Raw genomic sequence first — 15465 nt, 5'->3', positions numbered from 1 at the left:
TTGTATATTCCATCTCCTACATTTGCGATGTGATTCAACTCTAAAGTGAGTACAAAACGAAGAAACAGCCTTTATTAATAACTAATTAAATTAATATTTATGAAACAGAAAGTAACCTTTATGCTACTTGCAATGCTCTTTTGCTGTGTACTCGGTATACACGCACAGACTGGAGGCCAAGTAAGCGGTAAAGTTGTTGACGCCATGGGAGAATTACCCGGTGTCAGCGTTGTTGTGAAAGGAACCACCAACGGAACTACTACTGACCTGGAAGGAAAGTTCACATTGGGTAACGTAAAATCCTCCGATATCCTTCAATTTTCTTTTATTGGATACAAGACCCAAGACATCAAAGTAGGTGAGCAGCGGACATTCAATATCACATTGGAAGAAGATGCCCAGGCATTGGATGAGGTGGTTGTTGTGGGATACCAGGAAGTTCGTAAGAAAGACTTGACCGGTTCTGTATCCAAAGTCAACATGAGCGACTTGCTCAAGACTCCTTCTGCGTCTTTCGACCAGACATTGGGCGGCCGTATCGCTGGTGTAAACGTAAGCTCAGGTGAAGGTATGCCTGGCGGTACGATGACCATCACCATCCGCGGTAACAACTCGCTAACACAAGACAATACCCCACTTTATATCATCGATGGTTTCCCAGTGGAAGATGCACGCGTAGCAGCTGCTATCAACCCAAACGACATCGAATCGACTGATGTATTGAAAGATGCATCGGCCACAGCCATCTATGGTGCGCGTGGTGCCAACGGTGTCATTATCATCACCACCAAGCAGGGAAAAGTAGGTAAACCACAACTCAGCTATGACGGCAGCTTCGGTATCTCCACCGTTACTAAAAAGCTGGACATGATGGATGCTTATGATTACGTGAAACTACAACTCGAAGTAGATCCTACCCGTGCCACTGAAAAATACCTTCCGCTATACGAGGGACATCAATGGACGCTGGACGACTACCAAGGCATTGCCCAAAACAACTATCAAGACGAAATTTTCCGCACTGCATGGCAGCAAAACCATAATGTTCGTCTGTCCGGCGGTTCGGAAGGTATACGCTACAATGCATCCCTTTCTTATTACGACCAAGATGGTATCCTGCTCAACTCCAATTACGAGCGTCTGCAAAGCCGTCTGAATACTTTGGTAAAACGCGGTAAGCTGACCATAAACTTCAATTCCAACTTCTCTCGTTCCATCCAGAGTGGCTCATCTCCTTCTTCAAGTTCTTACTCCGGCATGAATAACCTCTTCTATAGTGTATGGGGGTATCGTCCGGTTAACTACCCCGGTAAGTCTCTTGACTCTCTGCTGAATGATCTTGTGGACGATGACATAGATGCATCGAACGACTACCGTTTCAACCCCATCGCCGACCTGAAGAACGCTTACCGCAAGTACTACGTCAACAATCTTCAGCTAAATGGCTACGTAGAATATGAGTTTATCAAGGGGCTGAAACTGAAAGTGTCCGGTGGATGGACTTATGACAACCGCCATTCAGATACCTTCAACAATTCCAAGACCCGTTACGGTGGTCCTACATCTACCGACAAAGTGAATGCAGAAGTAGTGCGCCAGCAACGTTTGACGTGGTTGAATGAAAACATCCTGACCTATCAGACTAACTTCAAAAGCAAGCACTTCCTGAATGCATTGCTCGGTGTGACATTACAGAACTCTGACTATGAATATTACTCATTACGCATGAAGCAGATTCCCAACGAATCACTAGGTATGGCAGGCATGAGCCAAGGTACTTTTGACAAGAGTACTTCCACGTTGTCTTCCTGGTCTATGCTGTCTTATCTGGGACGTGTGAACTACAACTATAAATCCAAATATTATGCCACTGCTTCATTCCGTGCCGACGGTTCCTCTAAATTCAGTAAGAAAAACCGTTACGGCTACTTCCCCTCAGGCTCACTGGCATGGAGCTTCTCCGAAGAAGAATTCATGAAGGACTACAAGAAATGGCTTTCAAGTGGTAAGCTTCGCCTGAGCTGGGGGCTTACGGGTAACAACCGTATCGGTGAATACGACTACCTTGCCTTGCTGGACATGATTAAAAGCCATGCCACTACCAGCATGAATAACACAGTATATCCTTTTGACGGCAATAACGCCAACGTCGGTGTAGCCCCCATCTCTCTACCCAATGAGGACTTAAAATGGGAAACCACCGAACAGTGGAACTTGGGTCTTGACCTGGGATTCTTTGACGAACGTATCAGCTTTACTGCCGACCTCTATCGCAAAACTACGCGCGACTTGTTGCTGGATGCCACTCTTCCTTACTCTTCGGGTTATCTGACAGCCATGAAAAACATCGGTAAGGTGCGCAATGACGGTATTGAATTGACTTTGAACACAGTGAATATAGACAATAAAGACTTCAAATGGAGCAGCAACTTCAATATCTCCTTTAACAAGAACAAAGTGTTGGAACTCGCTGAAAACCAAACCAGTTTATTGAGCACTGCCACTTTTGATCAGAACTTTAACAGCCAGCCCAACTACATTGCTAAGATAGGCCAACCGATGGGTATGATTTACGGCTATATCTACGAAGGCACTTACAAGTACGATGACTTTGACAAAAGCGGTAGCAGTTATACGCTGAAAGGTAACATTCCCCACTACGTGAGCGAAAGCAATACACAGCCCGGTATGCCAAAGTACAAAGACTTGAACGGTGACGGCATCATCGACACTAACGACCGTACCATGATAGGACGCGGTCTGCCCATCCATACCGGAGGTTTCACCAACAACTTCGAATATAAAGGCTTTGACTTAAGCGTATTTTTCCAATGGAGCTATGGCAATGACGTTCTGAATGCCAACCGTCTGTTCTTCGATAGCGGTTTCCAAAAGAAACGTGAGCTGAACCAATATGCCAGCTATACCAACCGCTGGACACCGGAAAACCCGAACAGTGATATTCCGGCAGCCACCAACTCAAGTTCTAACCTCGTGATTTCTTCACGTGTAGTAGAAGATGCCTCATTCCTGCGACTGAAAACTGTAACATTGGGCTATACCGTACCAAAAACTTTCCTGAAGAAGTATAAGATTGATAATGCACGCCTTTATGTAGCTGCACAAAATCTTTGGACCATCACCGGATACTCCGGGTACGACCCTGAAGTATCTATCCGTAGCGGAGGTCTGACTCCGGGACTCGACTTCTCGTCTTACCCACGTGCACTCTCCGTAAGTTTCGGTATCAATTTAGGTTTCTAATCCCATTAAAGCACTGAAATATAATATGAAAACAATAAAAACAATAATACTATCTTTGACTTGTCTGGCTATGGTCTCCTGCGATTTTCTGGACAAAGAACCTACTAAGCTGACTCCCGACAATTACTTTAATAATGCGGATGAAGCTCTCTCATTCCTGACCTCTGTATACGCCCCACTGACCTCACAGAACTTCTACGGAAACGAATACATGTTCATGACGGGTGCTGATGACTTGTCCCATTATGGTGGTGGTCGCAATCCGCAAACCAGCGGTGCGATTGCCTGTAACAATGCCAATTCAAGTTCACCGCAATTCAGCAATCTTTGGCAAACACTCTATACGGGTATCGACCGTGCCAATACGTTTCTTGAGAATATTGACAAAAGCAAAGACATATCCGACAAATTGCTCCTGCAGTACACAGCAGAAGCACGTTTCATGCGCGCTTACTACTACTTCACACTGGTACAAGGCTGGGGAGACGTTCCCTTCAAGACAACTTCCACCAGTAGTGTAACGGGACTTGACATTCCCCGTACAGACAAGCAGACTATCTATGATTTCATCACCACCGAAATGTCTGAATGCGCTGAGGGTCTTGCTACAGCCGCAGAACTAGGCTACAAGCCGGGACATGTTTCACGCTCTGCAGCATGGGGTATTCTGGCACGTGTCTATTTATTCCGTGCCGGCGAGCATTTCCGAGACAATGCCAACGGAGACGCTACAGCCATTCAAAATTATTTCAAGCAAGCCAGCACCTATGCCCAAAAAGTAATGGGCGAAGGACATGGCTTAGCAGCCAACTACTGGGATGTATTCATCGACCTTTGTTCTAACCAATACAATACTACAGCCAATGAAAGTATCTGGGAGGCAGAGTTTGCCGGAGACTATACTTCCGAAGTCAGAGCAGAAGGACGTATCGGAAACCTGATAGGCATCAAATGTCCTGACGAATCCAACGATCAATCTTTAATAGACGCTAAAGATCCCGGATTTGGCTACGCATACTTCTGGTCAACTCCGAAACTATATGAACTCTACAAGGATAATGGAGACATCAACCGTATGAACTGGAATATTGCGCCATTCGAATACGTGGAGGCCGTAAGCAAGAAAGGCGTTACAGGACGCCAATTCGAGTACGGTAAGCTGGAAGAAGTGAAAAACCAATATTGGGATGTGTCTTACAGCTATGGCGAAGGTGATTCTTCCAAGAAAACGGGAGATTACGAGAAAACCGAAGCCGACTCAGAAAAGAACTACTCACGTGCTTGCGGAAAATACCGCAGAGAATATGAGGCATACGGCACCAAAAAGAACAAGAACTACACTTCACTCAACTTCCCATTGTTACGCTATTCGGACGTATTACTGATGGTGGCCGAAGCAGAGAATGAAATTAGCTCCTCTCCCACTACACTGGCTTACAAATGTTTGAACGACGTGCGTAATCGTGCCGGCATCGCTCCCTATGAAGAAGGAAGCCTCAGCAAAGAAGCCTTCCGTCAGGCAGTGAAAGATGAACGTGCTATGGAACTCTGCTTTGAACATACCCGCCGCTACGACCTTATCCGCTGGGGTGAATATGTGAAAAACATGAATGAATTAGCTCCCCGTGCCCTTCAAGGCGCCAATGCCAACTGGGCTACGGGACCTAGCTACAGCGTCTATACCTTCTTCCAGATAACAGACGCTTACAATTACTTCCCCATACCGGACAGTGAAATGTCAGTAAACAAAGCCATCACCCAGAATAATCCTGGTTGGTAATCGAATGAGTAAAACAAAGATAATCGTTCCAAATAAATAAATCATATCATGAAACTAAATAAACTATTGATAGCTATCAGCATTGCAAGTTTCACTTTTGCCTCCTGCGAAAGCGAATTCACTAAAGATGCAGAACTGGATGTAAATGTGGCAACCGGAAACGGTATCAGTTTCGACGGTCAGACCATCACCGTAAAAAACGGAACTCCGGTGGAGTTTCATTTCAAGGGTGACCCGGACTTCCTCACTTTTTACAGCGGTGAAGCCGGAAAAGAATATAAATACAGAGAACGTACTACAGTAGACGAAAGTGAGGTGGAAACTTCAACTTTGAAATTCAAGCTGACCCCACAATATGGAAATCCAGCAAACATACTCACCATGTATGTATCCTCCGACTTTCCCGGCATAGAAAAAGGGAACTTTGAAGCCGACTCCGTACTGGTGGAGCAACACGCTTGGGAAACATTGATCCCGGCTTCCGATTTCCCTACTGCAACCAAAGCACAAGACTTTGCCATAGACATGAAGCCCTATTTGGGCAAACGTATTGCCATAGCCATCTGCTATCGCGGTCAAACCAACAGTGTGGCACAAACGAGATTTACTTTTAGCAACATGCAGATATTGAACCAAATGTCCAAGGGACAAGAGACGACTTTCACCGCCGGATCTTTCGGCTTCACCCCTATCAATATGTTGCACCGTCATAACCTGAGCGACCAGAAGAGTATGACTTCCAACCGTGCCTATGGCACAGTCACCAACAACACTTCCGGCATCTGGAACTTCAAGGACATGAACGCTTTCTTCATTCATAGTTCCAACGCCAATACTGAATTAAAATATAGCTGGCTGGTTTCCAATCTGTTTGTTGTCAACGCATGTTCCCCCGACGCAGGCACCGGATTGAAGAACGTTACCCAAAGTCTTGACTCTTATCAATATACCTACAAGACTCCCGGTACCTACACAGCCACCTTTGTAGCCACCAATGGAAACTACAAACAAGAATCTTCCGTGGTACGTGAATATAAAGTGATGGTAACCGAATAATGAAATAAAAACGTTCTATCAACACAAAACTTCTAACCTTAAGTATTTTTATAGACCTTAATCAATTAACTTTGTCAGGGAGGAACCGCGAGGCTCTTCCCTGATTCATAAATCCCCTAATATAACAAAGAATATCAACATGAAAACCCATAACATCAAACTCATTGCAGCAATTGCCTTGTGCATTACATTGACAGGTATTCGTGCCCATGCCTCCGACTTCAAGACCATCTACAACCGGATGTACGAAAAGTACCTCGACCGGAACCCATCGAAAGAAACTATTGGCGGACTGATGAAATCCCTCTCACCAGAAGGAGCATTCGTCACCCTCAACTATCGCGCTACCGATGGTTCCCCACGCAAGCATGTACAAAACCTCATCACCCTGGCCTGCGCCTACCAACATCCAGAGAACACATTCTACCATGACAAAACGCTGAAAGAGTCTTATCTTAAAGCGCTCCGCTTCTGGATAGACACCAACCATCAAGCCAAAAACTGGTGGTATCGTTACATCCCCTATCCCAAAGAACTATCTACCAGCGTAGTGCTGATGAGCCGCGAAATCAATGAAAATCCAGAACTTTTTGACAAGACCATCAAATACCTACGCTGGAGCTACGAGAATGCCGCCCCCTCACACATGACAGGAGCCAACGGCGCCGACATCATCATGGGGTCATTTGCCGCCAGCATCCTGACCGAGAACGAAAGCCAGATGGAAGACTTCAAAGAACGGATGACGCAACTGCTCACCATACAACCCTCCGAAGGCATACAACCTGACTATCTCTTCGGGCAACATTGCGGTCATGGACGGCAACTTTACTTCACCAGCTACGGCAAAGAATTCGTTAACTCCACCCTCGCTTATCTGGAACTCTGCAAGGATACCCGTTTCCAAAGCCCCGGACTGGAATTATTGCAACGCCTCTTCACCGACGGCGTACAATGGATATTCTACAACAAGCAGCATGACCCCAACAATGCAGGACGCTTTATCAGCAGCAACCAATACTCCTCTGCCATAAAAGTTCTGGCCGAAAGAATCTGCAAGTTGAGCAACTCCGATGCACGCAACAACATGAAGCAAGCACTGCAACACATCGGTGGAGACAACAGCCTGACGGGTAACCGCATGTTCTGGCGTTTCGACTACATGGTACACCGCCGCAACAATTATATGACCAGTTCACGCATGACCTCCACCCGTACCGTAGGCAACGAGGCCGGCAACGGTGATGGTGAGTTCAACTATTATGCCTCCAACGGAGTAAATTATCTTTTTGTCACCGGACACGAGTATGACGGCAATTTCTTTAAGATATTCAACAACCGCCAATATCCCGGCATTACTGCCGAACAAGACAATGCCCCCCTTCCCATTCCCGATTGGGGTGAAGGCGGCAATAACGGAAACTGTTTTGCCGGAGGTGTCAGCGACAGTCTTTATGGAACCTGCGGCATGATTTTAGACCGCCGCGGATTACAAGCTCACAAAGCCTGGTTCTATTTCGATGAAGAATTTGTATGCCTTGGGGCAGGCATCTGCAACGCCAAAGGAAAAGCCGAAGTATTCACCACTCTCAACCAATGTAACCGCAACGGGAAGGTACAGTACATGACAAATGGGAAAAAACAGACTCTGAAGAACGGCTCCATACAGACCGTTGCAGACTGGATACTCCACGGACAGACCGCCTACTTCAATCTGCTGCCCCAAACCGAGTACAAAATAACTTGTGATACGGCACTGTTCAGTTTGAACGCCAATCACGGCATCCGCCCGCAGCAAGGGAAATACGCCTACGTGGTACACCCAAGCATCCCTAGCACATCCGCTGCCGATAAATATGCTGCAAAGCTGCCAATAAAAGTACTTGCCAATACGGAAAAAATACAAGCTGTACGTCATGAAAAATTAAGAATAACAGAAATCATCTTCTATCAACCAGGGGAACTGAAACTTGAAAATGGTGACATCCTTGCGACAGATACCCCTTGTGCCCTTTTGTGGAAGGAAAAAGAAAAAAGAATACATATCGCAAATCCACGTTGTGAATCGGAAAATCCTGAAAAAGCAACAATAACACTGATTCAAAACGGACAATCCAAACAAATATTGCTTGAAATGCCGCAAAAAGAAGAAGCCGGAAAAAGTAGCACAGCTTCCTACTAGAAAGAAAAATATGTATCTTTGCAGCCATGAACGAGAACATATTACCTATCCACTTCGCCCCGCTACAAGGCTACACCGATGCCGTCTACCGGCGGGTGCATGCACGCATCTTCGGCGGCATAGAGACCTATTACTCTCCTTTCGTACGCATGGAACACGGAGAAATCCGGCGGAAAGATACCCGTGACATTGAGCCGGACCACAATCCGGGCCTGCACCTCATCCCCCAGCTCATTGCTCCGGATGCGGACAAGCTGGAGCACATAATGTCCCTTTTCATCGAAAAAGGATACCGGGAAGCGGACATCAATTTGGGTTGTCCTTTTCCGATGCTGGCCCGGCGCCACAATGGCTCCGGCATGCTGCCCTATCCCGAAGAAGTGAAAGCGCTGCTCTCCGAAGCCATCGACCGGCATCCCGACATCCGTTTCTCCGTGAAGCTGCGTCTGGGTTGGGAGCAGGCGGAGGAGTGTCTTGCCCTGCTACCGCTATTCAACGAACTCCCCCTCGCACACATCATCCTGCACCCGCGTCTGGGCAAGCAGCAATACAAAGGAGAGGTAGACCTGAAGGGGTTTGAAGCTTTCTACAAAGAGTGCACCCGCCCTCTGTTCTACAACGGCGACCTGCATACCGTGGAAGATATCCGTTCTATCACCACACGGTTCCCCCGATTGGCAGGTATCGTCATCGGCCGCGGGCTGCTAGCCAATCCTGCTCTGGCGCTGGAATACAAGCAAGGAACCCCGATTTCTTCCGATGAAATGGCGAAAAAGGTGGGGCAACTGCACACCGAGGTCTTCAACGCCTATCAAGAGCTACTACAAGGCGGTGAGGCACAGTTATTAATGAAAATGAAAAGTTTCTGGGAGTATCTGTTACCGGACGGAGACCGCAAAGCGAGAAAGACCATTCATAAGACCAGTAAACTGGCAAACTATCAGTCAGCAGTAAGCAATCTGCTCGGAACATATTAAACAACCGTTTCCAGTATCTTTCTCTATAGGAGAGAAAGGCTAAGACTCCTATACCGAATACCCACAACACCCGGATGTATTCACCCAAAACATGGGGATGTATTACCCCAAAACATCCCCATGTTTTATAGTAAAACACCCGGATGTTATGGGGTAAAACATCCGGGTGTTGTGGGTATTCAGTATCAATGTCTAACCTATACTCTCCCTACCTCTTTAACTCTACCTCTAAGCTTGCAGCATCCCGGCAAGTAAAGCGCAACACTGTCTGCTTCTTGTCTGCCGACACCACCTTGCAATAGGGCGTCTCGGCAACCTTCCACTGTCCCTTCAAAGTAACGGTTACGGGAATCTCCTGACTCTCATTGTCAGTCCACGGGCGTGAATAGATACTGCGCTCAATACGTTTTCCGTCTTTGTCGAAAGCCTCGTCACTCGGACCACGATACAAGGCCAGGTCGGGCTGGGAGACAGTCAGAAGAAGCTTGTCCTTATATTCACGTATCATGACAAGGCACGATGTATCGGCTTTCTGCAACAATCCACCGTCGGGCAGCGCCTGCGGAGTCTCGAACAAGACGTAAGAAGTAAGACCGTCTGCCGGAGAGCGTACAATATGGGCGTTGCGGTCTTGTCGGAGAATCTTGTAAGTGGGTTTCTTGGCGAATGCCTTCAAAGCGGCAGCATCCGTGTGGGGCAGCACTGCATATTCGTAGGAAGCGCCTTTCGGGGCTTTGCCATGTTGCAATGTCAAGGACACCCAATCACCGGAAGTAGGCTTGGTGCTACGCTCGCCCACGGTCACTTGCGGGAAGTTCTTCTCGTACCGGGCATCAGGGCGGGAGGCTTTGGAAATGTAATAACCTACGCCGTTAGGGTCTATATAAGTCTGTCCGTCACTCTGATAGGACTCCCAGTATTGACGGGTTTCGGGAGTGGTGGCGGCAAGCTGGAACACGGTGGTTTCCGTGGGATATTCGGTATTCAGGTTTTCGATGTCCGTACCGAGGCATACAATGGTGCCGTCGAAGAAGTGGAACGACTTGCGGGCACGGTGAGAACCGTTATACTTATCATGTTCATGCAGCACCATACCGAAGTTACCGTTCAGATGTGCCTGGGACAAACCGCCGGCAAAAGCCTCATCGGAATAGAGCATCTCCTCCATACCGGAGAAGGTATCGACATTCAATACCCGGGCACGCAACTGGTCGAAAGGCAGATGGATGCTCGTGACACCCGGAATACGATTCCAGTCGAAACCGGCTTCCTGCCAGCCACTGGTGGCAAAAGTAACCATTTCATCGGGTTTTCCGGTAAGAATCTGCATGCTGCCATGTGCCAGATAACGGCCATAGAAGTTGGCGGGGAGATAGTGCTCGGCAGCCCAGAGATAACGGGAATGTCCGCGTACTACGGCAGCCCAGTTGTCACGACGCTGTACGGACACGCAGCCGTAACCCAAGGCCAGATTGCCTTGTGGGTCGGGTTCCGGACGGAAGCCCTGGGCTTCGAGCAACTTCTTCATCTCCAATTCGTGGCGGGTGGAAGCCTTCGGCAGATAGTCGGGCGCATTCTTGTCCGGAGCTTCTGTATAGGCAACCAGGCGCAGATAGGCAGCAGCCATTTCGGGGTCATATTTCTGCTTGCCATCCGGCGTACCGGCAATGGCCATCGTGGCATATTGGATAGGTATCAGACTTCCTCCCCCGTTGGGATGGCGCCCGGACATGGAGAGAGACCATTGCTTCAGGTTGCAATAGAAACGCATGGTGAGAAGCACTTTCTTCACCGTCTCGTGTGCCTGCTCGGACAGGCGGAACTCGGTACCACTCAGCAAGTAAATCATATTAGTGGCACCGTCCAGACCGCCCACTGCATAGGCAGGATAATTGTTGCAATGATGGAAGCAGGCACCGTCCGGCTTGAAAGAACCGGCCAGTCCCGGCGCAGGAAGGCAGCCTTTGTCCAGCCAACGGGAGAAGGAACGCAGGTATTGCAGTTTCTCCGGTGTATCCTCCATAATCAGGATGCTGGCTATGCGGCCTTGCAACTTGGTGTTAAACGTATCTATATCAATACCGTTGACGGCAGGTTCGGGATATACCTCATTGGTGATGGCATACCAGTTGAGCGTACGTACCGCCTCTTCCAGCTTACCTGCCTCACGCAACACGTCCTTCATCAAGAAATAAGCCAAAAACAGACCGCGCATACTATATCCGTAATGGTGGATATTTCCCCAGCAACTGCCGTAGGCAATACCCTGGTCGGTGGCGTTATCGTACATGGCGATGAATTTCTGCTTCAACTCGTGTTTCAGCGCCGCATCCTCCACATTGTTGTAGGCGATGGCGACGCGTTTCATCAGGTTGAAATAGTCGCTTATCTCTATCCCCAGTCTGGAGAACATATCTTTGTCCCAATCGGGTACCATACGTTCGTATGCCTCGGAGTGACGTACGAAATAGATAGGACGTCCTGCTACCTTGCCGTTCTTGTAGGTAATCCGATAAAAATCATACTTCTTACGGATGGACTGCATCTCCTTCTCCGAAAGTGCGGAAGGCGTGTAGAGCATGTCGCGGAAACGTTTCTCCATAATCCGTATATCCTGCTTCTGCGCCTCGGTCACGTCTGTCAGAGGGATGTCCGGTTTCCACAAGGAGTGTTCGTAGATAACCAGCCAGTGGTTGGTGGTTCCCTTATTTACAAACGGTACCTGTAAGTCGGCAGTCTGCTGGCGGGCATCCACCTTGCTGGCAGTAATCAGATGGTCGAAAAAGAGTTTCCCCTTCACGTCGGGGGCTACAATTCGGATTTCGTCCATCCCTTCTTCCGGGGTACCTTGCATATCGCGTTCATAACATACCCATGCTCCGCGCCAACCGGTGAAGTTGATGCCAAAAGGAAAAGAGGTGTATACCTTGCCATCCTTCAAGAACTCAAACCGAATCTGCTTGTCCTGGGCCTGCTCATTGTACACCCATACGATGAAAGCCGAAAGATAGGTGTCTTTCCCCGTCGGGTCTTTCTTCTCAAACTTCAAGTCTTTCTTGATGGACAGTGCGGCACCCGGCTCGAAAGTCCAGCTCAAACTGTGGTCGCCGTCCCTATAATGTTCGTCGCTAATGCCCAACTGCGAACCGGCTGCCGTAGTGACAAACGCCGGAACCTGTCTCTCCTCAAAAGAAAGCAAACGCTCATTCTTCACGATTTGCGCATGTACACTGCCCGGCAGCAACATGCAAACGAGCGCTGCCGCTCCTATTTTCCATTTACTGAATTGCATCATGGCTGTTTATTTAAGGTTATCGATATTTGCTACTTGGAAATCTGCAAAAGAAGTTGTAACTGCATATTCCAATGCATTAGTACGGCACAAAGAAACCCCTCTTTTTGGAAAAGGGGGGGCATAAATCGTACAGAAGAAGGATAAAATAATGATTGAGGCGGATTTCTGCCCCAGCTTCATCAGGGATGAAGTTCTTCGAAAGCCTTGTTTTCCTCTTGTACCGCCTGAATGGTTTCTTCCAGTTCACTAATAGGGAGGTCGAAGTTGTACCAGTCGTTATAGCAGTCGGTGACATACCACTTGCCATCCGTCAGTTCAAAGACCACACGAAGGGAAGGTTCTGATTCATCATAGCCTGCTTCGAACTCCTTATGGGCAGGCTCATTGACAGTAAAGTGAGAAATATAGGTACCTCCCTCCTCTTCGGTAGTACGTCCTTCCTTCAGCGTTTCCTCGTCCAGCAATGCCCACTTCTCGCGCGTGAAGGGAAAAGTCTGTTCCGTCTCGCCGTCATCCTTCAAAAGGACGATGGGAGACTTCAAAGGAAACTTGATTCGGGAATACTGGAATGAGGCACTGGACGTAAATTTCTGGAGGAATGTCTTGAAATCCTCCTCTTCGGCAGCCAGACCATTGAAAGTCGTCAGCATGAGTGCCGCAAACAGACAAAAAACAAAGCGGATAGCCTTCATATACTCGGATTATTTTTCAACGCACAAAGATAATATAAAAGTGATAAAATGCTAAGGCCATGAGGCGATAATTATTATCATCTACGCCGCAAATACTCGTAACCAAACCGACAACGCAAGCAGTCTTTCCTGTCACAATATTCCTTTTGAAGTTGGAGCAATGCCTGCGAGTCGGCAGCGGTAGATACCGGCAAACCGGCACCATCCCAAAGACGGGTCACGTGATTGTTTTCGGCCTTCAAGGATTCAAGGAAACGGGTGGCACGGTCACACAAAACGTCATCGGCCTTGTGCAGGCCGTATGCATAAAGAAACGGGATGACCGTATTGATAGCAATCAGATTCAAAGCACCGTCCCCTACCCGCTTTTCCCTCCGGGGTGAAACTTTTCTGAAATTGAAGTGCTCTTCCCAATACACGGAAGTATTGGCAGCCAGTATCTTCTTCACCGCTTCCAGCGTTTCCGCCTCCATGATACGTGAGAAGAGTGCCTGCTCCTTATGATATAGACTGGCAAGCTGCGCCAGACGTACATGCGGAAAGTTATCGGGACGAAGACGCAGAAATCGCCACTGCTCAACGGACATGGGAGCTGGCAGCTCGAACTTGCGTTGCAGGTAGCGGAATTCTTTCTGAAGTTTCAAATAATAATCATCCGCCTCCGCTGGGACCTCCTCCAGCAGGCCTGCCTGCCCCAGGAAGAAAGCCTCCACTTGAAACAGACTGTCCCGATGCTTGTCTACGGCGCGGAATGGAAGGCGGTTTGCCCATGCCTCGAAAGCATCCCCATTCAGCCCGAAGCCGAAGTTACGAGCAAGAGTAATGAAGAAAACATCCTCCCAATGATGATTGCAGCGTTCGAGCCGCTGGGATATGACATGTGCTTTCTGCTCAAAACGCTCTACCTGCAAAGCGGACAGCCAGGAGTGGACGGTCAGCTTCGGAAGGGAGGCAAGGATGGAATAACAGGGAGGATAAATCTCTGTCTGCCGAAGCTCTTCATAGCGCAAACGGACAGTGTCGGGGCAGGTGAGCACCATCTGGGGAACCAGCTCACCGCTCGTGCGGTACACATCACAATTCGATTCGCCCACTACATGCAGAATGACAGTATCATACGCCTTGTCACAGTCGTGCCTATGGAGCAGCCACTCTGATGCCTGCGTATGCACTTCGACGTTGCCCACCCAAAGCGTACCGTCTATTTTCAGTTTGGCATTAAAGAAATCGGGGCCTGCATTCATGTTCGGCAAACCGGGATCTATCACTTCTACCGGCCGGCCGGAGGTTGTTTGGAGTGCTGACAAAGGAAATATTTTGTGCTTCCAAACATAATGCAGTAGTTGTTCCATGTTAACAAGACGTTAATGTTGAGTACAAATGTAAGAAAAAGATTATCTTTGCGACCTATAGTTTGTTGATAAACTAAATAAAAACAGATAGAAACAATGAAAATCGCATTAATCGGCTACGGAAAAATGGGCAAGGAAATCGAGAAAATAGCCCTTGGCCGCGGACACGAAATTGTAAGCATCATCGATGTCGACAATCAGGAAGACTTTGAATCGGCAGCCTTCAAGAGCGCCGACGTTGCCATAGAGTTCACCAATCCCATGGTTGCATACAATAACTATATGAAGGCATTCCAGGCCGGAGTCAAATTGGTATCCGGCAGTACGGGATGGATGGCGGAACATGGAGACGAAGTGAAGAAGCTTTGCACCGAAGGTGGCAAAACACTGTTCTGGTCGTCCAACTTCAGCTTGGGAGTAAGCATATTCTCTGCTGTCAACAAGTACCTCGCAAAGATAATGAACCAGTTCCCTGCCTATGATGTGACAATGAGCGAAACGCACCACATCCACAAGATGGACGCTCCGAGCGGTACGGCCATCACGCTTGCCGAAGGTATTCTGGAGAATCTCGACCGTAAGGACAAATGGGTAGAAGGAACTTTCCAGGCTCCCGACGGGACTGTCTCGGGCTCTACGGAATGTGCAGCCAATGAGCTGCCCATAAGTTCTATCCGCGAAGGAGAAGTACCGGGCATCCACAGCATCCGCTACGACTCCGAAGCCGACAGCATCACCATCACCCACGATGCCAAGAATCGCAGGGGATTTGCCTTGGGAGCTGTCCTTGCTGCCGAATATACCGCCAAGCACGAAGGTGCTTTGGGAATGAGTGACTTGTTTCCATTTTTAAAAGACTAAGACATC

The 15465-nt window shown here is 48.2% G+C and carries 9 protein-coding genes; 6 read left to right on the top strand and 3 right to left on the bottom strand.

The window, feature by feature from the left end; all coding sequences use genetic code 11:
* The first annotated feature begins 120 nt into the window (after window positions 1-120).
* From EYA81_RS09715 to EYA81_RS09695, 5 genes are all read left to right on the top strand, one after another.
* Window positions 121-3264 (top strand): TonB-dependent receptor, encoded by a 3144-nt coding sequence (locus tag EYA81_RS09715; RefSeq protein WP_227186469.1) that lies wholly within the window; start codon window positions 121-123, stop codon window positions 3262-3264.
* 25 nt (window positions 3265-3289) lie between these two features.
* Window positions 3290-5044, top strand: coding sequence for a RagB/SusD family nutrient uptake outer membrane protein (locus EYA81_RS09710; RefSeq protein ID WP_117599840.1), 1755 nt, complete (start codon window positions 3290-3292; stop codon window positions 5042-5044).
* 48 nt (window positions 5045-5092) lie between these two features.
* Entirely contained in the window at window positions 5093-6100 is a 1008-nt protein-coding gene (locus tag EYA81_RS09705; protein ID WP_117599841.1) for a DUF5017 domain-containing protein, read from the top strand.
* A gap of 139 nt (window positions 6101-6239) precedes the next feature.
* Entirely contained in the window at window positions 6240-8282 is a 2043-nt protein-coding gene (locus EYA81_RS09700) for a polysaccharide lyase family 8 super-sandwich domain-containing protein (protein WP_117964299.1), read from the top strand.
* A gap of 26 nt (window positions 8283-8308) precedes the next feature.
* Complete coding sequence (locus tag EYA81_RS09695; protein ID WP_165491373.1) at window positions 8309-9259, top strand: tRNA-dihydrouridine synthase family protein; 951 nt, start codon at window positions 8309-8311, stop codon at window positions 9257-9259.
* A 208-nt stretch (window positions 9260-9467) separates the two neighbouring features.
* Here the strand turns inward: EYA81_RS09695 and EYA81_RS09690 are convergent, their stop codons facing one another.
* From EYA81_RS09690 to EYA81_RS09680, 3 genes are all read right to left on the bottom strand, one after another.
* On the bottom strand, window positions 9468-12554 hold the full coding sequence (locus tag EYA81_RS09690) for a chondroitinase family polysaccharide lyase (protein ID WP_117964300.1): 3087 nt from the start codon (window positions 12552-12554) through the stop codon (window positions 9468-9470).
* A gap of 179 nt (window positions 12555-12733) precedes the next feature.
* On the bottom strand, window positions 12734-13246 hold the full coding sequence (locus EYA81_RS09685) for a DUF4348 domain-containing protein (RefSeq protein WP_117599845.1): 513 nt from the start codon (window positions 13244-13246) through the stop codon (window positions 12734-12736).
* 77 nt (window positions 13247-13323) lie between these two features.
* On the bottom strand, window positions 13324-14598 hold the full coding sequence (locus EYA81_RS09680) for a DUF2851 family protein (RefSeq protein ID WP_131225688.1): 1275 nt from the start codon (window positions 14596-14598) through the stop codon (window positions 13324-13326).
* A gap of 96 nt (window positions 14599-14694) precedes the next feature.
* Here EYA81_RS09680 and dapB point away from each other — a divergent pair, with 96 nt between their 5' ends.
* Complete coding sequence (dapB, locus tag EYA81_RS09675) at window positions 14695-15459, top strand: 4-hydroxy-tetrahydrodipicolinate reductase (RefSeq protein ID WP_117599847.1); 765 nt, start codon at window positions 14695-14697, stop codon at window positions 15457-15459.
* Window positions 15460-15465: the final 6 nt, after the last annotated feature.

The sequence above is a fragment of the Bacteroides sp. A1C1 genome (assembly GCF_004328515.1).
GTDB lineage: Bacteria > Bacteroidota > Bacteroidia > Bacteroidales > Bacteroidaceae > Bacteroides > Bacteroides uniformis.
Note: the sequence above shows the minus strand (reverse complement) of the source record. Positions and strands in the feature narration are given on the sequence as shown.